Genomic DNA, 22820 nt, shown 5'->3' on the forward strand with positions numbered 1-22820 from the left:
GTTAAAATACTCATGGCCTAAAACTACGACTCACTTTTGGTGCGGAAGCCCTGCCAGCGGGGCGACATATCGGTAGAAATACTAGGCACATTCCATTGTACAGCCCCGTAGGGGCGACACCAGTCGCTGAGTGTCGCCCCTACGGGGCTTGGGAATAACTATTCAATTAGGGACTACCGATATGCCGCCCCTCCGGGGCTTCCAAGCGGGCTGGCGTGTGGACATCCTGCTACAAGTATATGCCCGGCGGGCATGGGTCCCTGTTCCTCATCATTGCTGCTAAAGGTGCCAGGCACCGAAGTACCACTTTCGGAAAAACGCACCAGCTCTATACAGCTATAAGTATCTTATATACAACAACTTGATACACCACCTCAACCAGAAAGGGCCGACTTTGAAAAGTGGGGCGCGGCTCGTAAGGCAGAAGACTAGGTTTGCCAGCCCACCTCGGCCGGGTTTCGGTCTGCCGGGGCGGGACGCCCTATTTCTCCCACCCGGCGGCCACTGGTGCCGCGCTGCTTTTCTCTTCCCATGTCGTTTGCCAAACTGCTCCTCGTGCTGCTTCTCGTCGGCAGCCGCCTTCCTGCCACGGCTACCGCCCCCGCCGCCGGGTCCGGCAACCCGTCCATCCAGCGCATCGACCCGACCTTCTGGTGGGTGGGCATGAAAAACCCCAAGCTGCAACTGCTGGTGCACGGGCCGGGGCTGGCCAGCAGCCAGGTGACCCTGGCCCGCTACCCCGGCGTGACGCTGGACGGCTTTCAGCGGCTCGAAAGCCCCAACTACCTCCTCGTCAACTTCACCATCAGCCCCGCCGCTAAGCCCGGCAAGCTGCGGCTGGAGTTTAAGGGCAAGCAGAAGGCCACCTACGCCTACGAGCTGCGGGCGCGCACCACGCCCGGCGACAAGTCCAAGGTGCAGGGCATCAGCAGCGCCGACTTCATTTATCTGCTCATGCCCGACCGGTTTGCCAACGGCGACCCGACCAATGATGTAGTGAAGGGCAACCGGGCTCCCGGCATAGCCCGCGACTCCATGTACGCCCGGCACGGCGGCGACCTAAAGGGCATTGAGCAGCACTTCGATTATCTGAAAGAGCTGGGCGTGACGGCCATCTGGCCCACGCCGGTGGTCGACAACAACATGCCCAAGGCGGGCTACCACGGCTACGCCCTCACCGATTTCTACGCCATCGATCCGCACTACGGCAGCAACGAGGACTACGTGCGCTTCGTGCAGCGCGCCCACCAGCAGGGCCTCAAGGTGGTGCACGACGTGGTGCTCAACCACATCGGCAGCTTCCATCACCTCTGGCTCGACCAGCCCGCCAAAGACTGGTTTCACCAGTGGCCCACCTTCACGCGGGGCAACTACCGCAACGGCACCGTGAACGACCCGCACGGCTCGGCGCTGGACCGCAAAATATTCAGCACCACCTGGTTCGACACCACCATGCCCGACCCGGCCCAGGAAAACCCGCTGGTAGCCACCTACCTCATCCAGAACTTCCTGTGGTGGGTGGAATATACTGGCGTCGACGGCTACCGCGTGGACACCTATACCTACTCCGACCCCACGTTTCTGATGCAGTGGGGCCGGGCCATTCTGGAGGAGTATCCGCAGCTGGGCATGTTTGGCGAAACCTGGATGCAGGAGGCCGAAGGCGTAGCCCAGCAGGCCTTCTGGACCCGCAACGTGTTTCCGCCCGTTAACGGCTTCAAAAGCAACCTGCCCGGCGCCATCGACTTCATTCTGCGCCAGGCCTTGCTCGAAAGCCTAACCAAGCCCGCCGGTTTCGCCGAGGGCGTGTCCAAGCTCTACTACGCCGTGCAGGGCGACTGGATGTACGAAGACGCCAGCCGCAACGTCATTTTCCTGGACAATCACGACGTGGACCGGGTGTTTTCGGTGCTGGGCGAGGATGTGCGCAAGCAGAAAATGGCCCTGGCCTGGCTCCTGACCGAGCGCGGCATTCCGCAACTGTACTACGGCACCGAGGTGCTCATGAAGAACTTCAGCAGGCCCGACGGGCTACTGCGGTCCGACTTCCCCGGCGGCTGGCCCAGCGACCCGCGCAATGCCTTCACGGCCGCCGGGCGCACGCCGGTTCAGCAGGAGGTGCACGAGTACGTGCGCAAGCTGGCCAACTACCGCAAAACCCACCCGGTGCTCCACACCGGCCAGCTCACCCACTTTGTGCCCGAAGACGGCGTGTACACTTACTTCCGGCACGATGCCCAGGGCCACACCGTGCTGGTGATGCTGAACTGCAACGCAGCCGCGAAAACGGTACAGTTGAATCGTTTCGCGGAACGCCTACAGGGCTACACCTCGGCGCAAGATGTATTGACGGATGCCGTGGTGCCAAACCTGCAAACGGCCACCCTACCGGCGTATACGGCTTTGGTGTGGGAGCTGCGCTGATTTACAGCGGTTTCAAGAACAAGGTATTGACCAAGCACGCTCCGTAGCCCAGGGTTTAAACCCTGGGCTAGTGAGTGAAAGGACACTGCCATAAAACTGCTGTAGGCCGTCCTTGCCTATTCTGCTTTCACTAGCTTTTCATTCCTTCCTGTGTTGCGCACGCTCATCTTAGGAGGCACCACCTTCGACCATATTGTTAGCTTGCCCGAGCTGCCAGCTCCACGGCCGCAGACCATCCACCAGGCTCCTTTTCACGAAGGCACTGGCTCGACTGGTGCCGGCAAAGCCTTGGCTTTGACGAAGCTGGGCCTGCCCACTACCCTATTTTCGGCCGTAGGCGACGATACGTATGGCCGCCACATCGTGGCCGATTTGCGGGCGCAGGGCGTAACGGCCCACTACGTGCTGGACCCGGCCGGCACCGAGCGCCACATCAACCTGATGGATGCGCAGGGCCGGCGCATTTCGCTGTTTATTACGCAGTCCTCGCCCGAACTGGCCTTCGACCACGCCGAGGTAGCGGGCCTCATCCAGAACAGTGAGTGCCTGGTGCTGAACATCATTAGCTACTGCCAGCAGTTCATCCCGCTGCTGCGCAACTACCCGCACCCCATCTGGACCGACCTGCACGACTACGACGGGCACAATTCCTACCACCAGCCCTTCATCGAGGCCGCCCAGTACATCCACCTCAGCTCCGACAACCTGCCCGATTACCGACCAGTCATGCAGCAGTTGCGGGCGGCGGGTAAGCGTCTCGTCGTGTGTACCCACGGCGCGGCGGGGGCCACCCTGCTCACCGCCGAGGGCCAGTGGCTGGAACAAGCCGCCGTGCCTGCCCCCATGGTAGTGGACAGCAATGGCGCCGGCGACAACTTTTTCGCTGGCTTCCTCTACGGCTTTCTACGCCAGGAAATCCCACAGAAATGCCTGCAATACGGCGCCTTGTGTGGCAGCTGGTGCGTGGGCGCCCCCGGCCTGGTAGATTCACAGCTGAGTAGCACCCGCCTGGAAGAAGCTTGGCGGCAATATTTTGGCAGCGACTAAGACGTCCACCCCACCCCCGTCCCACGCCGCTTGATGCGCGGAATCCTCCGGGAGAGGGGTGCCAGACATCGGTTCTGTCAGAACGCACCCTTGCCTACTGGGGAGCAGCAGCGACCTAACACTTTTTTACACGACTTGAAAACTGTTAGGTCACTGCCTACCTAACACTTTTTTTCAATGAAGCTAAAAAGTGTTAGGTCTTCACTCACCCAACGGTTTTTTACATAATCTGAAAAACCGTTAGGTAGATCAGGCCGTGGCTTTGGCGTGGTTGGCACCATCTGTTCGGGTGCGCTCGATGAGTTTGTCGGCCAACGCCTACCCGGCAGCTGTGGTGGCGCCGCGAGCCTATGGCGTGGAGAGTCTGGAGGAACGGCCGGCACAAGCAGTGACAATGCGGGGCCGCCTGGCTCGTGCCCAGCAATAGCCCATTCCAAAATTCTCCCCGACCTTCGGCCACCCTTTTGTCGGATTCGTTGTTATCAGCGAATCTCAACTACTCCTTCTGTTGGCTGAACACACCACTTATACCGACCCTTACGCGCTGGAAAAAGAGCTGCGCAAGGTCCAGGCCCTGCTGAAACTAGAGCAGCAGGAAGACCTGGAGCAATTCAAAATCAAGAGCGCCAAGGCTTCCATTGCCGAGCGGCAGCAGCGGGGCCTTACCTGGTACCCCGTCAAGATCACCAAGGAAGACATTGGCTTCGGCGGTAAGCTGGTGATTGAGCTGGAACGCCCAGCCTCCCAAAATGGCCTCCACCTGTTTCAGGTGGGCAAAAACGCTGCCCTCTTCGGCAATATCCCCGGTCGCGCCGGCGCCGACCGACCCACGCTTAATGGCGTCATCACGAGCGTGAAGCGCAATAAAATCCTGCTCGCCACCACCAAGGAAGACCTGCCCGACTGGGTGGACGAGGGCAAGCTGGGCGTGGACCTGACCTTCGACGAGGTGAGCTACCGCGAGATGGAGTACGCCCTGGGCAAGGTGATGGGCGCCTTCGACTCGCGCCTGGCCGAGCTGCGCGACGTGCTGCTGGGTGCCCGCCCCGCCCGCTTCAAGCCTGAGTCGGAAGCCACGCTCTACTACCCTAGCCCGCTCAACGAGTCGCAGCTGGCGGCCGTGCGGCACGTACTGGCCGCCCAGGACGTGGCCATCGTGCACGGCCCGCCCGGCACCGGCAAAACCACCACGCTGGTGCAGGCCATTCTGGAAACCATCCGGCGCGAGCGGCGCGTGCTGGTGTGCGCGCCCAGCAACACGGCCGTGGACCTGCTCACCGAAAAGCTGGCTGAGCGCGGCGTGAACGTGATTCGCATGGGCAACCCTTCGCGCGTGTCGGACCTGCTGCTGCAACACACGCTCGACGCTCAGATCATGAGCCACAAGAGCTACGCCGAGCTGAAAAGCATGCGCCAGACGGCCGAGCAATACCGCGAGATGGCCGGCAAATTCAAGCGCCACTTCGGCTGGGAGGAACGGGAGGAGCGCCGCCAGCTCAAGGAGCAGGCTCACCAGATGTTGCAGGAGTCGGACCAGTTGGAACGCTATATCACGGAGGATCTGCTGGAGCAGGTGCAGGTGATTACGTGCACGCTGGTGGGCGCCGGCAACCGCGCCATTCGCCATCTCACCTACGAAACCGTGTTCATCGACGAGGCCGCCCAGGCCCTGGAGCCCGGCTGCTGGATTCCGATTACCAAGGCCAACCGCGTGGTGCTGGCCGGCGACCACCAGCAGCTGCCGCCCACCGTGAAAAGCGAGAAAGCCGGGGCGCTGCGCGAAACGCTGTTCGAGAAGTGCATCCGCCGCCAGCCCGACACGGCCCGCATGTTGCAGGTGCAGTACCGCATGCACGAGCAGATCATGGAATTCAGCTCGGAGCAGTTCTACGATGGCAAGCTCCTGGCCGCGCCCACCGTGGCCCACGCCGACCTGCCCGACTACGACATCCGCTTCGCGCCCGACCAGGCCGTGGAGTTTCTGGATACGGCGGGCTTCGGCTTTCAGGAGCTGGGCATCGAGGAAAGCCGCTCCATTGCCAACCCCGAGGAAGCCGACTTGCTGCTCCGACGCCTGGCTCAGCTGCTGGAACCCTACGATGCCGCCGACCACGAAACCGACCTGCTGACCATCGGCGTCATTGCGCCCTACCGCGCCCAGATCAACTACCTCAAAGACGCTGTGGAAAGCAACGACGAGCTGATGGGCCTGCTAGAACACCGCATGCTCAGCATCGGCACCGTGGACGCGTTTCAGGGCCAGGAGCGCGATATTATCTGCATCACGATGACGCGCAGCAACGCCCAGGGCGACATCGGCTTCCTCTCTGACATCCGCCGCATGAACGTGGGCATGACCCGCGCCCGCCGCAAGCTGCTCATCGTCGGCGACTCCAGCACCCTCGGCGGCCACCCTTTCTACAAAGCCTTCCTCGATTACGTGGAGCGCATCGGCGCCTACCGCACCGCCTGGGAAATGCAGTAGAACGAACCGGGCAGGCGGCTTTAAGCCGCCCGGTAGAAGCATGCTGATGTTGCGCCGACCTTGTTCTAACGACAACCGGACGGGCGGCCCAAAGCCGCCCGCCCGGTGGCACGACGGCAACGGTAGGTATTTATCCTAGTCGCGTACTTATACTGAAAAGCCCCGTTCGCGCGAACGGAGCTTTTTTTCGTGCGTACGTCAGCTACCTCTAGCGCCTACTTTGGCGCGTCAGTAACCTAGCTACGCATGAGCAACTACGCTATTGTACTCCACGGTGGAGCCGTCACGATGGACCCGGCCAAAATCACCCCCGAACTAGAAGCCGCTCTGCGCGAAGGTCTGCGCCAGGCCCTCGACGCCGGCTGGGACATCCTGCACCGTGGCGGCAGCGCCCTCGATGCCGTAGAGGCCGCCGTGTGCAGCCTCGAAAACAACGAGCATTTCAACGCCGGCCGCGGCAGCAGCCTCAACCTCCAGGGCGAAGTGCAGATGGACGCTTCTATCATGGATGGCCGCACGCTCCGGGCCGGGGCCGTCAACAGTGTACGGTATGCAAAGAACCCAATCAGCTTGGCCCGGCTTATCCTGGAGAAGTCCGAGCACGTGTATCTGTCGAGCGATGGGGCGCTGGAATTTGCCTTGCAACACGGTCAGCCCCTGGAAGCGGTGCATTATTTCGAAACGGAGAAAACCCGCCAGGAGTGGCTGGAAATCGTGCAGGAGCAGCAGAAGGGGCCGCAGAAAGACACTGTGGGCGCCGTGGCGCTGGACCAGAACGGCAACCTGGCCGTAGCCACCAGCACCGGCGGCATCGAAGGCCAAGCCAAAGGCCGCGTGGGCGACAGCCCCATACTAGGTGGCGGCTCCTACGCCACCAACGAAGCCTGCGCCGTGTCCTGCACCGGCGACGGCGAGGTAATCATGCGCGGCGCCTTGGCTCATGAAGTCTACGCCCTCGTCAAGTACCAGGGCCTCAGCGCGCCCGAAGCCTGCCGCCAAGCCCTCACCCTGCGCGACGAAGACCTGCAAGGCGACAAAGGCTTCATCGCCATCGACAAAGACGGCAACATCGCCCTCGAAGCCAATACCAACGTCATGCGCCGCGCCTACCGCGTGAGCGAAGAGGAGCCCTTCGTCGCTATCTGGACGGACGAGAAGTAGCCGTGGGCTTGTTTGTTCAGCGGCTGTAGCGCGGAAATTCGTTCCGCGCACGAGCGAAGCGAGTATCCGGGACCACACGACCTTGTAGCGCGAAGCTCCAGCTTCGCGCATCATTGCACGATTGGCTCCGCGCCACTGGCCCCGGCCGCGTAGGAACTCGCTTTGCTCGTGCGCGAAGCCGGAGCTTCGCGCTACAGGTCAGGAGCCCTGCATGGCGCGGCCCCGGATACTCGCTTCGCTCGTGCGCGGAACGGATTTCTGCCCTACATTCTCTCTGGCTGCGGAGTGTGGCCGGACGTTGACGCCATAAGTGGATGCCAAAATTTTACCTACCTCAACCTGGCCGCGTAAAGTGGAGTATCAGCCTTATAGCGCCTGGAATTACGGGTCATTTCCGTAACTAGCCGCTCCAAATCATTTTTCACCCCAGCCCCGGACGCCCTCGTCCACCCGCAGTATGGCCCAGATCAGCGAAAACAAAGTCGTTACCATCACCTACGACCTGAGCGTAACCGACGAAAACCAAGAGAAAGTCCTCGTGGAATCGGCCGAGGAAGATGCCCCGATGGTGTTCCTGTTCGGCCAGAGCGGACTGCCCGAGGAGTTTGAGCGTCAGCTCGATGGCAAGCAGGCTGGCGACGCGTTCAGCTTCAGCCTCACCCCCGAGCAAGCCTACGGCGACTACGACCAGCAAGCCGTGGTTGATATTCCCAAGAACGTCTTCGAAGTTGACGGGCAGATAGACAACGAGATGCTGCAAGTCGGCAACTTCCTGCCCATGGCCGACAACCAGGGCCACCACATGCAGGGCAAAGTGGTAGAAATTGGTGAAGAGGCCGTAAAAATGGACTTCAACCACCCCCTAGCCGGCATGGTGATGCACTTCGACGGCAAAGTAGCCGATGTGCGCGAAGCCACCCAGGAAGAGCTGGACCACGGCCACGTACACGGCGAAGGCGGGCATCAGCACTCGTAGAACTCTTTATCAGCAATAAAAACGGGGCTTTGCGGCCCCATTTTTATTCCCGTATTTTTGAACACTCCGCTTTAGCACAGTATTTTTTCCTTACCCCTATGACACCTGACGAGCGCCTCGACCAATTAGAACCTATGCTATCTGAAGCCCTGGCTATTCTGGACCGGCACACGGCCCAGCTCAAACAGCACACGAATCTCCTGCAACAGCACACGAACCTTCTCCATTAACTCACAACCAACACGGGCCAGTTGCTCACCATTGTGAGCCAGCACAGCGACAACTTTAGCTTTTTGCTGCGCGAACAGGCTGAAATGAAAGCGCAGCTTGGTGAAATGAGAGAGCAATTTGGTGAAGTGAAAGCTGACCAGTCCAACATGAAAGGACAACTTACCGAAATGCAAATTCAGCAATCTGGTATTCAAGCGCAGCAAACTAGCATGGACGGCAAGCTGGATTTGATTTTAGACAAACTCGGCAACCTTGATAAGTAAATTCTAAGCCCTAGCTTTCATCTTCAGGCTTTAGGATACATTCATCAACAATAAAAAAGAGGCCCTGGAGCCTCTTTTTTATTTCTCTCCATCAGTTATAAACTCCCCCACCGCTGCCTGCAACTCCGGCCAGAACTCGCGAAAATCCGCCTCGTAGGCGGGCAACTCAGCCAGAAACGCGGTGGCCCCCGTGGCTAGCACGCTGGCGGCGGGGACGCGGCGGCTGAGGCCGGTTAGGGCGCGGTGCAGGCCTTCGGGGTGGGCGTAGCCGCTGAGCCAGTCGTCGCGGCGCATGTAGTGGAGCATGTGTTGCAGTTGCTCCGGCAGCTCCTGGCGGCGTCGGTGCAGCAGCTCGTACAGGCGGTGGGTGAAGGCAGGCAGTGGCTCGGTGGCGTCGTAGTGGTAGCGGGCGAAGTCGCGGGCCAGCAGGTGGTCGTAACCCATGTCGGACACTACCCCGGCCCACTTGCCGAGGCCGGCGGCGCGCAGGCGGGCAGTGGTGCGGCGCACGACGGGGTGGGCATCGGTAAAGGAATCGATGAAGCGGTGCAATTGGATACCGCGCTGCACGGCGGCCGGATAGGCCAGCAGTCCGGCTCGGCCCCGCACAGCTTCGGCCGCGAAGTTGCCGACCACCACATCGGCGTAGTTGGGGGCCGTGGGTAGGCCGGAGAGCAGCAGGTGGGCGAGGAAGTTCATGCGAGTCCGGAAGTACGGCAAAAATTCAGCAGCTGAACTTTCAAGCCGTCCTGTCGTATCTTCTGCTACGATTTCTACACCACCAAACCCCTACGAATATGGCTGAGCAAGTTGCCGTAAGTCACGACGTGACCAAGCTGATTGATAGAATCAAGGACATCAAGATTGCCATGCTGACCACCGCCGATACCGATGGTGGCCTGCACAGCCGGCCCATGTACACGCACAAGCCGGAAAACGACGGTATCCTGTGGTTTTTCACGGAGAAGGATTCGGCCAAGATCTTCGAGGTGCGCCAAGACCAGAACGTAAACCTTGGCTACTCCAAGCCCGACGATAACCTGTACGTATCCATTTCGGGCACGGCCGCCATCCTCACCGATCAGAACAAGATCAAGGAGCTATGGTCGGAAGGCCTGCGCGCCTGGTTCCCGAAAGGCCCCGAAGACCCCAACATTGCCCTGCTCCGCATCAGCATCGACCGGGGCGAATACTGGGACCAGCCCAGCAACGTGCTGGTACGGGCTTTCGGCTACGTGAAGGCCGTAACGACCGGCGAGCGGTACCAGCCCACCGGCGACGAACACGCCAAGGTGAACCTGTAACGGGCACTAAGCCCACTCATTTTAAAAGGGCCGGACACTGTTCCGGCCCTTTTTTGTTGTTTCGTTGTTTGCTGCGTATTGATGCAGGTTCTCGCTGAGATACACGTACAGCAGTTCTTATACGCAAATACGGCTGTCGTTCCGAGCAGAGCGAGGAATCTGAGATACCCCTTATAATACCCCAGATTCCTCGCTCTGCTCGGAACGACAGCCGTAAACTGACCGGAAAGTCGCAGCAATAATTCTTCATTCCTAATTCCTCATTCTCACACTTGCTCACCACTCTTTCTATTCTCACCCTCCGGCCCGGCACTGCGCGTTGGGGGCTGGCCCAGATGGGCACTGCGCAACGGCCTTTGCAGCAGGTAGCGGGCCTGCGCTTCCAGAAGCTGCTGGGCAGCGGCGCCGGTGGCTTCGGCGCCTGGCCAAATCTATACCGGTATGGGTTGATGGCGGTGTGGGAATCGGAGGATGCGGCGCAGGCCTTTTTTGAGAGCCATCCACTCTGGCAGCAATACCAGACCCAGACGAAAGAAGTATGGACGGCGTGGCTGGCTCCGCTGAAGTCGCACGGACTGTGGGATGGAACGAATCCGTTTGCTTACGCCACCGAAGAAGCGGCCGCAGATGGACCCGTGGCCGTGCTGACGCGCGCTTCTATTCGCTGGCAGAAAACGCCCCGCTTCTGGCGCTACGTAGCGCCCACCAGCGCCACCATAGCGGAAGCGCCGGGTGTGCGGGCTGCTATTGGACTGGGCGAACTGCCGGTGGTGCGGCAAGCCACGTTCAGTCTGTGGGAATCGGCACAGGCCATGCAGCAGTACGCCTACCGCAGCGAAAAGCACAAGGAGGTCATTCGGTTTACGCGGCAGGAGCAGTGGTACGGCGAGGAGCTATTTGCGCGGTTTCGAGTGCTGCGCACCGAAGGAACCTGGGACGGCCGTAACCCCGCAGAGGGGTAGGCGCTACTCGCCTCTTGCTGATGCCTGCCCGTCTGCCCGCTTTTTTCAGCGGGCTGATGGGTCGACGTCTTCTGACGTAGGTTCAAGTAGTGAGACGTAAGTATTGGGTAGTTACCCCACGTTGTGGACTAGCCGCATAGCGGTTGAAGGCTTGTAGAATACCCAGCCTAGAACGACCCCGCGCCGCATAGCGGTGCCAGATTAGTGGGCGTCTCTGGCACCGCTATGCGGCGCTACCCCGAACCAACTTGGGTTACAAACCTGTCGCCGCTATGCGGTTGTTGCGTAACGTAGGTTAATTAGACTCTGACTCCACAGCTGATCTATATACACAGCGCCACAGTTCTAATACCTGACTGAATCGTGCCGGCGGCGACCGATCAGCTGGCGAAAAAGCCAGCAGACCGGAGCAAGTCTGCTTCAAACTTTACTTACTATCCTACCAATACGGAAATAACCTTTTCAAAACGGTAGGCTTTGCTGGCCCGTCAGATCAAGTATCTGATGGGCTATTTTATTTCTATTTTCTGTATACCAACACTTTACAAATTATTTCAGATTTAAAGGCGAGGAGCGGCATTGGCTTGGCAATAGGCCTGGCATCCCCATTACCACACTGCCTTCGCCCATGCCTATTTTCGACCATCTTGCCAAAGCGGCCAAAGACTTCTTCGTAGAGGAAAGTGCCGCGCCGGCTGCTTCGGAGGCCCCAGTGGCCAGGCCCTTGCCGGGAACCCAGCCGGCTCCTTCCAACCCGGTTCCGGCACCCTTTAGCCCGGCGACTCCCTTGGTTACCCAGCCCGAGCAGCGCCACCTCGACCATATCCAGCAGCTGCTGGCCGGCGACGGTAAAGACTTCGTGGCCTACACCAAAATGGTGAAAAGCATGGCGGCCAGCGGCCTGAGTGGGCCCATTCTGTACCAGACGGCCTTCAACGCCTTCTCCGCCCTCACCAGTCTGGACCTACCGGCCCTGCTAACCTCGGCGGAACAGTTCGAGCACAAGCTGCTCGCCGACCGCAACCACGTGCTGGAACGCCACCGCGAGAAGCTAGGCGAAATCCGCATTCCGAACGTGGCGCCCAGCGCCCTGGTACAACTGCAACAACAGGAACAGCAGCTCCAAACCGAGCTAGCGCAACTTACCCGCCAGCTCGAAGACAAGCAGCAACAGCTCCTCGACACGCGCCAACAGCTCCAGGAGCAGCACCAAAAGGCCAGCACGGCATTGGCTTCCTACGAGCTAGCCAACGCCGCTGCCACCGCCGAACTGCAAGCCCACCGCCAAGCCGCTCAGTCTTTTCTACTGAGGTGACAGGTTTTGGGTGAGGAGGTGACAAGTGACACGTGAGGCGGTATCCAGCTATGCCCTAAACGGCACTCGCTTCTTGACTCCCTTACTCCCATTCCCCGCACAATACCTACTCCCCTAATCCCCTGTCACCCACAACCTGTCACTTAAAAACCTAACAACATGAACTCGCTACTTACTTCTGATTCACAGCCTGGTTTGGCGGATAAGCTGCCTAAGTGGCAGCAGCCGGAAAAGGTAGCCGGCTGGTTTTTTCTGGCGGGCATGGTGGCCGCTGGCGTGTATAGCTGGGGCATCATCGTGCCGTTCCTGGTCGACGTCGTGTTCGATACCGTGAAGCTGGGCATAGGCCTGGGCGTGCTGTTTGGGCTGTTTCTGCTGGCTACGAACAAGCGCATCAAGGCGGGACTGTGGTACGCGGGGCAGCGGATTTTCCGGACGGCGGCGGGCATCTTCGTCAACACCGACCCCATTGGCATCATGGAGGATTACATCCGAAGCACCAGCCAGGAAGCCCGCAAGATGGAGGAGGAAGTGGGCCACATCGAAGGGGCCCACGAGCTGGTGAAGCGCAAGCTGGAAGCCAACCACGAGCAGATGCGCGAATACCTGGCCCTGGCCGATTCAGCCACCCGCCAGCAGGAAACCGACATGGCCGCTTCCTACGCCTCGCGCGCCGCGCAGCTCGAAGAGTACAACCAGCGCCTGCAACCCATGGCCACCACCACGGCCAACGTGAGCCTGGTGATGCGCCAGATTCTCAAAGCCGCCCTGCGCCAGATCGACAACAGCAAGTTCAAGGTGAACCTGCTCAAAGACGAATACGCCCTGGTGAAGCGCACCAGCTCCGGCATGCGCGCCGCCATGAACATTCTGCGCGGCGACCCCGACAAGAAGTACTTCTTCGACCTGGCCACCGACCGCGTGGCCCAGGACATGGCCCAGCAGCTCGGCCAGATCAAGCAGGCCATGCGCTACAGCCAGGAGTTCGTGAAGGAAATGGACATCCAGAATGGCGTGATGAGCGAGAAAGGCCAGCGCCTGCTGGAGAAGTACCAGAAAGGCGAATTCAACGCCCTGCTCGACTCCAAACCGATGAGCAGCCTCACGCCCGCCGCCACCGCCAAAGCCACGAACGATGCCTATTCTAATTTGCTTGATTAGCCTTTTGCTGACCACGGCTTTACGTGCCGCCTTGCACTCGCCGGCTTCTAATCGGCCTAGCGTCCCGGTATCCCAACGTGCCATTGTCCCAGGGCTGAAGCCCTGGGCTATGGAGCGGCTCACATAGCCTGCCCGGATGGTTCAGCCGACCCAGGGCTGTAGCCCCCTGGGCTACAGAACGCCTTCCATCTGCCCCAGCCACCCGCTGACCGCTGACTAGCCCAGGGCTTCAGCCCTGGGACACCGGACACGGGCCCCTTTCCTTTTCAACATCTCTCCTTTTCAATACCATGACCACTCGCGGTAAAATTGTAATTGGCGCCCTCATCGTGGCGCTGCTGTACTTCGGCATCAACAAGCTGGTGTCGAGCGGCATTGTGTTCAAGAAAGTAGCCACCGAATCGGTGCTGCTGAACTCCATTGAGCTGCCGGCCACGGCCAGCGGCTCGCGTACCAACGTGGCGGTGCCGCTGGCCCCGCTGCCGGGCAGCACGCCCACCGAAAAAGGCACGCCCATCGTATGGGAAGTAATGGCCTGGAACTCGCAGATGGCGGGCATGCTCGCCAACGGCGGCCCCCGCACCACAGCCGGCTCCAGCTTGGCCGCCAACGGCCTCGACTTGCAGATCGTGCGCCAGGACGATGTGGCCAAAATGCAGGCCGACCTCGTAAAAAACGCCCTCGACTTGCAACAAAACCCAGAAACGCCCGGCCTGCTGGTCAGCATCATGGGCGACGGCCTGCCGGCTTTCTCGGTGGTGCAGGCGCAGTTGGAAAAGGCGGGCACCGGCCTGCAAATCATTCCCTACAGCGTGGGCAAGTCGTTTGGTGAAGACAAGCTGATGGGCCCGAAAGAGTGGCTCGACAACCCCAAGCTGGCCCTGGGCAAAACCGTGGCCTGCTACCTGCGCGACGGCGACCAGAACATTGCCCTGAAATGGTGCGCCGACAACGGCCTCAAAGTCAACCCCGACGAGACGACCTACGACCCCGAGGCGGTAAACTTCATGGCGGCGTCGGACTTCCTGGTAGCGGCCGAGAAATACATCCTCGGCAAGCCGGAGCAGCGCACCAAAGTGGTGAACGGCAAAAACACCGGCGTAACGGTGGATGTGGTGGCCGACGCCGTAGCCACCTGGACGCCCGGCGACGTGAACATTGCCAAGCAGAAAGGCGGCCTCGTCAACATCGTGTCCACCAAGGACTACTCCAACCAGATGCCCAACATCATGGTGACGACCAAGCGCTGGTACGACGCTCACCAGAAAGAAGTGGAAAGCCTGATGACGGCCTTTGCCGTGGCCGGCGACCAAGTGAAAAGCCACCCCGAAGCCTTGCAGCGCGCCGCCGATATTTCGGCCGCCGTGTACGGCGACAAGGACAAGCCGGGCGCCTACTGGCTGCGCTATTACAAAGGCGTGAGCGAGGCCGACCGCAACGGCGAAGTAGTGGAGTTGGGCGGCAGCAAGGCCTTCAACTTCGCCGACAACCTGACCCTGTTCGGCCTCGACAACGGCGGCACCAACATCTACGCGTCCGTTTACAAAACCTTCGGCGACGTGCAGCACCGCCTCTATCCCAAGGAGCTGCCCAGCTACGTACCCCTGGACCAGATGCTGGACCTGAGCCTGCTCAAGAAGCTGCAAGCGCAGTACAAAGGCAAGGCCATTGCCCCGGCCGAAACCCAGCAGTTTGCCGCCGATGACGAAATCCGCCGCAGCGTGAGCAAGCGGGCCTGGAACATCGAGTTCAACACCGGCCAAAGCACCTTCACGCCCGCCGCCGAGCAGCAGCTCCGCCAGCTCTTCGACGATCTGGTAGTGGCCGGCCGCCTGAAAGTAGCCGTGCACGGCCACACCGACAACGTGGGGGACACGCAGAAAAACCAGCAGCTCTCAGAAGACCGGGCGCTGGCCGTGCGCGAGTGGCTGAGCCGGAAAAGCACCAGCGCCTTCCCTGAGGGCCGCATCCAGGTGTACTCCCACGGCGCCACCGAGCCGGTAGCCAGCAACGCCACGCCGCAAGGCAAAGCCAAGAACCGCCGCGTGGAAATCGTGCTAGGCAACTAATGGTGAATGATTGAATGAGTGGATGAGTGAATGTCGTCCAACGGCTTTTCAATAGCTCACCCATCCACTCATTCGCTAAGATGAAAGACGTATTCATAGGCGGCCCGGTCTGCCCGCTTTTTCGGCGGGCTGAACGGTCGAAGGGCGCGCCACCCGTTCATTCTGAATTAGGAATCGCAACGGCCAGGCAGATGAGCAACGTCAGCTGACGACGACCGTTCAGCTCGCCGAAAAAGCGAGCAGACCGGAACCAACGGCAATGAGCAGTTGCCAGGCTAGGCCTTTAGGAAATTCTTCATCCTCATCCACTCATTTACTCATTCACTCATCCACTCATTGAATAACATGAAAAACCTATTCATTCCCAATGCCCGGCTGCCGCGCGCCACGCTGCTGCTGATGGCCGCCGCGCAAGCCTCACTCCTGCTGCTGCTCTGGTTGTTCTATCCGCTCCAACTTTTTCCGTCGCTCGGCGAAGTGCTAGCCGCCCTGGCCGACCTGACCACTTCGCAGGGGCTGATTCAGGAGCTGTGGGCCAGCATGACGACAGCGCTTCAGTCCTTGGCCGTGGCGACGGGGCTGGCGCTGCTCATTGCCTACCTCACGGCGCTACCCTTCTTCCGGCCCCTGGCCTACGCGGCTTCCAAGATGCGCTACCTCACGCTCACGGGACTCACCTTTTTCATGGCCCTGCTGCTTAGCTCGGGCCACCAGGTCAAGCTCTCCGTCCTGATTTTCGCCACCACCGTCTACCTCGTCACGGGCATGACCAGTGTGATTCTCATGACCACACAAGAGGAAATGGACCACGCCCGCACTCTGGGCCTGGGCGAGTGGCGCAGCTTCTGGGAAGTAGTGGTGCTCGGCAAGCTGGACCTGATGCTGGAGGTGGTGCGCCAGAATTTCGCCATCATCTGGACCATGATTACACTGGTCGAGACGCTCTACCAGTCGGAAGGCGGCATTGGGCTGCTGCTCTACAAGCAAAACCGCTACCTGCACCTGAGCGGCGTACTGGCCATTCAGCTGGTTATTCTAGCCACCGGCGCCGCCCAGGACTACATTTTTGGCCTGCTGCGCCGCGTGTTTTTTCCTTACGCGGCCCTCTCGCAAGCGCAAAACAGCTGAATGAGCTAACCCGCCACGTCGGCCTTGCAACAAATCTTTGTGCAACAATTTAAAATGTTACATAAAATTTTGTTGCACGTCCTTTTCGACGCTGTCATCTATGGCAGTTCCGAGACTGGCGTATGGGTGTAGCGCGAAGCTCCAGCTTCGCGCATCGTCCGCGCCGCCCGAACGATTGTCGTTCAACCTCAGCAGCGATACGCCAAGCCGGAGCTGAGCGCTACAACCGTACAGCCGCTCTACAACTTTCCATTTCACCTCTCATGGCCCCTTACTCTCACCACGAGCCCGTTCTCACGCTCGACAACATTTCCAAGACGTTCAATGGGGAGCTGGTGCTGCGCGACATCAACGCACAGGTGCTCAACGTTGTGCGGCCCGGCATGAGCCAGGGACAGGTGGTGGGCTTCTATGGCCGCTCGGGCATTGGCAAATCGGTGCTGTGCCGCATTATCGCGGGGTTGGTTGCACCCAGCAGCGGCGCCGTGCAGGTAGGCGAGCAGCAGCGCCCCGTGCAGCCCGGCGACGTGGGCCTGGTGCAGCAGCGCTACCCCTTGTTCAACCACCGCACCTTGGCCGACAACCTGCTGCTGGCCGCCAGTCGCAAGCACGCACCGGACACCGCCAAACAGGAAGTAGCAGCCTACCTGGAGCGTTTTTGTCTGACCCCGCACCGTAAGAAATTCCCCGCGCAGCTTTCTGGTGGCCAGCGCCAGCGCGCCGCCATCGCGCAGCAGCTTCTGTGCTCCGACCACCTCATTCTGTTGGATGAGCCCTTCTCCGGCCTCGACGTGGCCATGATCGACGAGCTAAAAAAAATCATCGTGGAAGTTACCACCATGCACGAGCTGAACACCGTCGTCATCGTCTCGCACGACCTGGCCACTACCACCGCCCTGGCCGACACGCTCTGGCTCCTGGGCTACGAGCGCGACGCCACCGGGCAGTTGCTGCCGGGCGCCACCATCAGCTCCCGCCACCAGTACAACCTGGCCGAAATGGGCCTGGCCTGGCACCCGCACGTAGAAGCCGAGCCGGAATTCAACCGGTTTGTGCAGCACTTGAAAGATGAAATCCGGCAAAGCGCGTAACAGCTAACGCAGCCTGGGTACTGTTGCCCTTTCCCTACTCACTTTCTTGCATCGCGCCTGCTCAGTACGGCGGCGCCCTCCGTTCTTGTTTCCATGAAATTCCTTACCCTCTGTAGCCTGGGGGCTTTGCTCGCTTCGTCGGCGCTGGCTCAGGTTTCTCCGGCCCTGCCCGACTCGGCTGCCACTCCCAAAGCCTCCGCTCTCACCGTGTACGGCTTCGCCGACGCGTACTACGGCTACGACTTTTCAGGTAAGAGCCAGCGCCGCCCGGCTTTTCTGTACTCCCACAACCGCGCGAATGAGTTTACGCTCAACAACGGCGTGCTAGGGCTGCGCTATCAGGACGAGCATGCCCGAGGAGCCCTGGCACTGCATGCCGGCACGTATGTGGAAGCCAATTATGCCGCCGAGCCCGCAGTGTTACGCCACCTCTACGAGGCGTACGCCGGATTCCGGCCCACCGCCAACACCTGGCTCGACCTCGGCATTTTCACCTCGCACATTGGCTTTGAGTCGGCGCTAAGCAAGGACAACTGGACGCTGACTCGCTCTCTGATGGCCGAAAATTCGCCCTACTACGAAGCCGGGGCGCGCTTCACGTACGAGGCCTCACCAAAATTCACCGCTACTGCCTTGGTGCTGAACGGCTGGCAAAACCTGCGCGACAACAACCGCAGCAAAGCTGTGGGCACGCAGCTACAATGGAAACCCACCAGCAAGCTGCTACTCAACAGCAGTACGTTTTTCGGCAACGAGCAGCCCCAGGATTCGTCGCGCCGGCGCCGCTACTTCCACGATTTTTACGCCACCTACACTCCCACGCAAGCTCTGAGCCTGGCCGTAGTGTTTGACCTCGGCGCGCAGCAAGCCCCCGGCCGCCGGGCAGATGTGTGGCACGCGGGCGCCGCACTGGCCCGCTACCAATTCGCGGAGCGTTGGTCGGCCACGGCGCGGGCCGAGTATTACCGGGCAGCGCGTGGTGTCATCGTGCAAACCATCCGACCCATAGCCTTCGAACCGCTCTTTCGCGTGGCGGGCGGCTCCCTGAACCTGGATTATGCCCCTAGCAGCCACGTAGTAGCGCGGCTGGAAGGCCGGGTGTTGCGCAGCCCCGGCAAGCTATTCGATGCGGATGCCACCCCGTCCCGCACCTACGGCAACGTGACTTCTTCTATTGCGGTGAGTTTTTGAGGGCGTAATGAGCAGCCTAGGCACCCTCACGCAAAATGAGCCCTCTCCGGCGCGAAAAGGCGGAAGCGGAGCTGGGGTTTGGGCGATGCATACCTTGTCCATGAAGAATTGAGACATTTGCCTCTTATCATAACCGTTTCCCTCAAATGCCCTCCGGTACTCTGCTCCTGATTGATGACGAAGCCCGCCTGCGCCAGCTACTGGCGCGGGTGCTGGAACTGGAAGGCTACACCGCCCTGCAAGCGCCCGACGCGGCCCGCGGCCTGGAGCTGCTCCAGCAGCACGCCGACGAGGTGCTGGTGGTGCTCTCCGACGTGAAGCTGCCCGACGCCCACGGCGTGGACCTCATTCCGCGCCTCAAGGCCAAAGCGCCAGATATTGAAATCGTGCTGCTCACGGCCTTTGGCAGCATTCCCGACGGCGTGCGGGCCATGAAGCAGGGCGCGTTCGACTACCTCACCAAGGGCGACTACGAGCAGCAACTGGTGGTAGTGGTGGAGCGGGCCGCCGAAAAAGCCCGCTTGCGCCGCCGCGTGGCCGAATTGGAGCGGCGCATGGCGCAACGCTACAGTTTCGAGAGCATGATTGGCAGCTCCTCAGCCCTGCACCGCGCTCAGGAGCTGGCCCGCCAGGTGGCGCCCACCGACAGCACCGTGCTGCTTGAAGGCCCCACCGGCGCCGGCAAGGAGCTGTTTGCCCAAGCCATTCACGAAGCCAGCACCCGCAAGCTTAAGCCGTTCGTGGCCGTCAATTGCAGCGCCTTCCCGCGGGACTTGCTCGAATCGGAGTTGTTTGGGTACAAGAAAGGTGCTTTCACGGGGGCCTTGGCCGATAAGAAAGGGCTGCTGGAAGAAGCCAACGGCGGCACCTTGTTTCTGGACGAAATCGGGGAGCTGGAGCTGAACGTGCAGGCCAAGTTTCTGCGAGTGCTGGAAATGCGGCAGTTCACCAAGCTCGGCGACACCAAACCCACCAGCGTGAACGTGCGCCTCGTGGCCGCCACCAACCGCAACCTCAAGCAGGAAGCCGCCGAGGGCCGTTTTCGTCCCGATTTGTACTACCGCCTCTCCGTATTCACACTGAACGTGCCGCCGCTCAAGGACCGCGCCACCGACGTACCGGCGCTGGCCGAGCATTTCCTGCACTACTTCGCCGCTCAGCTGCGTAAACGCCTGCCCGGCCTGGAGCCCGACTGCCTGCAGCTGCTGCAACGCTACGAGTGGCCCGGCAACGTGCGGGAGCTGAAAAATGTGCTGGAACGCGCCGCCATCCTGGCTCCCGCCAACCAGCCCCTGGCCGCCGGCTACCTCCCCGACGAGTTCCACGCCCTGCCCGCGCCCCTCAGCCCCGATGCCGACCCTACCGACCAGAGTCTGCGCGCCGTGGAAGCCCGCCACATTCGCCAGCTGCTGTACCAAACGCAGGGCAACAAAACCGAAGCCGCCCGCCGCCTCGGCATCGGCCTTACAACGCTCTACCGCAAGGTGCAGGAGTACGGGCTGTGAGTGGTGAGACCTTAGATGTGAGAGGTTAGACATGAGAAGTGAGATATGAGAGCTTGGAACTGAGATACGCTTATGTATATCATGATCTTGTGAAAGCGGCATATGCGGTTACTATTGCCCGACCACTTGGCCAATAGCGCGAGGTAAGCCGTTGAGCCCCGGCGGGGCGGCATGTCGGTAGACGAGGTGCTGCCATATCGTCTCAGAGCCCCATCGGGGCAGCACTTGGCAACGTGCGTGTCGCTCCGCTGGGGCTGTACCTACCTTTACGGTCGTTCTGGCTACCAATATATCGCCCCGCTGGGGCTTGGGCCTCTGCAACTTGAGAGGAGCTAGTTTTCGCTCATTGTTTTTTTGTCATGTCATGCTGCGGAATCAGAAGCTAAAGCTCAGAAGGCACCTACTGCTTTTACTACCCCACGGCCTCTCTCCTTATGTCTCTTAAACTTAAAATCCGGCTGAGTGTGCTGGCGCTGCTGCTGCTGCTGCTGACTTTGGGCGGCTACGCGTTTTTCACGATTCAGCGGCTGGAAGGCGGGGCGCGCGGGATTCAGCGAGCCAATTTCCGGTCGGTGGAGTATGGCGAGCAAATGCTGCTGGCCCTGGAGCAGTTGCAGGACCAACCCGCCGCGCCGGCCCCGCTGCAGCAGTTTCGGCGGGCCCTCACCCGCCAGGCCGCCAATATCACGGAGCCCGGCGAGTTGGAGCTGGTTGACACGCTCACCCAGCATCTGGCCGACTTCCAGCGCCTCGTGGACGACCGTGCGCCAGCCGCCGAGCAGCAACAAAAGCTGCGCCAGCTACGGGCCGAGACACACCGCGTAATTGGCCTCAATGCTCGTTCCTTCAACCAGCAAACTCACCGCACTGCTACCACTGCCCAGCGCGCCCGGCGCGTGGTTTCAGGGTTGCTGCTGCTGAGCGTAGCCGTGGGCCTGGGCCTGCTCGTGCGCCTGCCGCGGGTGGTGTTGCGCCCCCTGCGCCGCCTCACCGCCGACGTGGAGGATGTCGTCAGCCCCGGCCCGGCCACGCAGGTTTCCATTGCCAAAAACGACGAAGTAGGCGCTGTAGCCCTGGCCCTGAATCGCGCATTCGGCTACATGCAGGACCAGCGGAGCGCCACCCGCGCCGCCCTGGCCACCGAGCGCAGCCGCCTCGAAAGCCTCATCGAGCACCTCGACGAAGGCCTGCTCCTGCTCGATCCGGCCCGTTGCGTGCTGCTGGCCAACCCCGTAGCGCGCGAGCTGCTGGGCCGCGAAGCCGCCGACCTCGTCGGGCACCAGGCGGAGGCACTCAGCCAGGAATCGGAGTTGCTGCGAGAGCTGTTCCGGCCGCTGCTGGAGCAGGAATCGGCGCGAGCAGCAGATGAAAGCAAGCCGGTGCTACTCACTATTACGCGGCAGGGCGAAGAAGCATACTACCGCCTCACAGTGAGCCATATTGTGTCGCGGAACCGGGAAACGGGGCGGACGGAGTTCGTGGGGCACATTTTATCGTTGCGCAACGTGTCTGACTTCAAGAAGCTAGACGAAGTGAAATCCAACTTCCTGGCCACGGTGTCGCACGAGTTGAAGACGCCGCTGGCCAGCATCAACCTGAGTCTGATGCTGCTTCAGGACGAGCGCACCGACCCCGCCGAGCGCCTGCGCATCGCCGATGGCATTCGGGACGAGACGCAACGCCTGCTGGGCATGGTGGGCCAGCTGCTGGCTGTGTCGCGGCTCGATGCGGGGGCCGGCATTCAGCTGGACGTGCAGCCCGTCACCCTCACCGACGTCATCGAATACGCCACCGATACCGTGCAGCCGCAGCTCGATGACAAGCAGCTCCGCCTGCAGCTAGCCGTAGCGCCCGCCCTACCCGCCGCCCGTGCCGACGTGGAGAAAACGACCTGGGTGCTCATCAACCTGCTCGCCAACGCCATCCGTTACTCGCCCCGCGGCGCCACGCTCACGGTCAGTGCCACCCCGCAGGCCGAAGGCTACGTCGAAGTAAGCGTGCAGGACCACGGCCCCGGCATCCCGTCCGAATATCACGAGCGAATCTTTCAGCGCTTCGCCCAGGTACCCAATCCCAGCGGCCACAAAGGCGGCTCCGGGCTCGGTCTGAGCATTTCCCGCGAGTTCATTGCCGCCCAAGGTGGCCGCCTGTGGGTGGAAAGCGCCCCCGGCCAAGGCAGCCGCTTCCGCTTCACGCTACCCGTGATGGAGAAGTGAGATATGAGAGGTGAGAAGTGAGACATGAGATAAAAGTATGTGTGCTCTCTGTTGCTCAATCCCTTGCCCCTTGTTGCGGAGTTAATAGTGGGAACCGTTTTCAGCACCATGAACTTGCCTAAAGCCCTAACTAGCCCAGGGTTTAAACCCCGGGCTATGGAGCGGCACGCGTACGGCCCCAGAGCCAGTCTGGTGCAGCCCCGGCGGGGCGGCATATCGGTAGAGAACCCGATCATGAAGATATGTAAAGCCCCAGCGGGGCGGCACCAATCGTTGGACGGGTGGTGTCGC

At 60.9% G+C, this 22820-nt stretch carries 18 protein-coding genes; 17 read left to right on the forward strand and 1 reads right to left on the reverse strand.

Annotated elements, in window-relative coordinates; translation table 11 throughout:
* Positions 1–531 precede the first annotated feature (531 nt).
* The 7 genes from ACYSMN_RS07260 (at position 532) to ACYSMN_RS07290 (ending at position 8587) form a co-directional block, all read left to right on the forward strand.
* Complete coding sequence (locus ACYSMN_RS07260) at positions 532–2424, forward strand: glycoside hydrolase family 13 protein (protein ID WP_488923192.1); 1893 nt, start codon at positions 532–534, stop codon at positions 2422–2424.
* Positions 2425–2577: 153 nt separating this feature from the next.
* Positions 2578–3471, forward strand: coding sequence for a carbohydrate kinase family protein (locus ACYSMN_RS07265; protein WP_488923193.1), 894 nt, complete (start codon positions 2578–2580; stop codon positions 3469–3471).
* A gap of 508 nt (positions 3472–3979) precedes the next feature.
* A complete protein-coding gene (locus ACYSMN_RS07270; RefSeq protein ID WP_488923194.1) occupies positions 3980–5956 on the forward strand; it encodes an AAA domain-containing protein in 1977 nt (658 codons plus the stop codon).
* A 246-nt stretch (positions 5957–6202) separates the two neighbouring features.
* Entirely contained in the window at positions 6203–7117 is a 915-nt protein-coding gene (locus ACYSMN_RS07275) for an isoaspartyl peptidase/L-asparaginase family protein (protein WP_488923195.1), read from the forward strand.
* Positions 7118–7574: 457 nt separating this feature from the next.
* The gene (locus tag ACYSMN_RS07280) at positions 7575–8093 is read left to right on the forward strand and encodes an FKBP-type peptidyl-prolyl cis-trans isomerase (RefSeq protein ID WP_488923196.1); all 519 of its coding nucleotides are present in this window, start codon (positions 7575–7577) and stop codon (positions 8091–8093) included.
* 98 nt (positions 8094–8191) lie between these two features.
* Positions 8192–8323: a hypothetical protein gene (locus ACYSMN_RS07285; protein WP_488923197.1), complete on the forward strand. Its 132-nt coding sequence runs from the start codon at positions 8192–8194 to the stop codon at positions 8321–8323.
* Positions 8324–8344: 21 nt separating this feature from the next.
* Positions 8345–8587, forward strand: a complete 243-nt coding sequence (locus ACYSMN_RS07290; RefSeq protein WP_488923198.1) for a hypothetical protein — start codon at positions 8345–8347, stop codon at positions 8585–8587.
* A 78-nt stretch (positions 8588–8665) separates the two neighbouring features.
* Here ACYSMN_RS07290 and ACYSMN_RS07295 read toward each other — a convergent pair whose 3' ends face one another.
* The gene (locus tag ACYSMN_RS07295; RefSeq protein WP_488923199.1) at positions 8666–9286 is read right to left on the reverse strand and encodes an acyl carrier protein phosphodiesterase; all 621 of its coding nucleotides are present in this window, start codon (positions 9284–9286) and stop codon (positions 8666–8668) included.
* A 98-nt stretch (positions 9287–9384) separates the two neighbouring features.
* On the opposite strand from ACYSMN_RS07295, the gene ACYSMN_RS07300 reads away from it, so the two are divergent.
* From ACYSMN_RS07300 to ACYSMN_RS07345, 10 genes are all read left to right on the forward strand, one after another.
* A complete protein-coding gene (locus tag ACYSMN_RS07300) occupies positions 9385–9891 on the forward strand; it encodes a pyridoxamine 5'-phosphate oxidase family protein (protein ID WP_488923200.1) in 507 nt (168 codons plus the stop codon).
* Positions 9892–10163: 272 nt separating this feature from the next.
* A complete protein-coding gene (locus ACYSMN_RS07305; RefSeq protein WP_488923201.1) occupies positions 10164–10853 on the forward strand; it encodes a spheroidene monooxygenase in 690 nt (229 codons plus the stop codon).
* Between the two features lie 628 nt (positions 10854–11481).
* On the forward strand, positions 11482–12168 hold the full coding sequence (locus tag ACYSMN_RS07310) for a hypothetical protein (RefSeq protein ID WP_488923202.1): 687 nt from the start codon (positions 11482–11484) through the stop codon (positions 12166–12168).
* Positions 12169–12327: 159 nt separating this feature from the next.
* Positions 12328–13329 carry a hypothetical protein gene (locus ACYSMN_RS07315; protein WP_488923203.1) on the forward strand — a complete coding sequence of 334 codons (1002 nt, stop codon included), beginning with the start codon at positions 12328–12330 and terminating at the stop codon, positions 13327–13329.
* Between the two features lie 290 nt (positions 13330–13619).
* The gene (locus ACYSMN_RS07320; RefSeq protein WP_488923204.1) at positions 13620–15398 is read left to right on the forward strand and encodes an OmpA family protein; all 1779 of its coding nucleotides are present in this window, start codon (positions 13620–13622) and stop codon (positions 15396–15398) included.
* A gap of 345 nt (positions 15399–15743) precedes the next feature.
* Positions 15744–16526 (forward strand): ABC transporter permease, encoded by a 783-nt coding sequence (locus ACYSMN_RS07325; RefSeq protein ID WP_488923205.1) that lies wholly within the window; start codon positions 15744–15746, stop codon positions 16524–16526.
* Positions 16527–16789: 263 nt separating this feature from the next.
* The gene (locus tag ACYSMN_RS07330) at positions 16790–17617 is read left to right on the forward strand and encodes an ATP-binding cassette domain-containing protein (protein WP_488923206.1); all 828 of its coding nucleotides are present in this window, start codon (positions 16790–16792) and stop codon (positions 17615–17617) included.
* A 93-nt stretch (positions 17618–17710) separates the two neighbouring features.
* Positions 17711–18808 (forward strand): porin, encoded by a 1098-nt coding sequence (locus ACYSMN_RS07335; RefSeq protein ID WP_488923207.1) that lies wholly within the window; start codon positions 17711–17713, stop codon positions 18806–18808.
* A 146-nt stretch (positions 18809–18954) separates the two neighbouring features.
* Entirely contained in the window at positions 18955–20313 is a 1359-nt protein-coding gene (locus ACYSMN_RS07340; protein ID WP_488923208.1) for a sigma-54-dependent transcriptional regulator, read from the forward strand.
* A 434-nt stretch (positions 20314–20747) separates the two neighbouring features.
* Entirely contained in the window at positions 20748–22529 is a 1782-nt protein-coding gene (locus tag ACYSMN_RS07345) for a sensor histidine kinase (RefSeq protein ID WP_488923209.1), read from the forward strand.
* Positions 22530–22820 lie beyond the last annotated feature (291 nt).

Source organism: Hymenobacter sp. M1-2 (assembly GCF_057808495.1).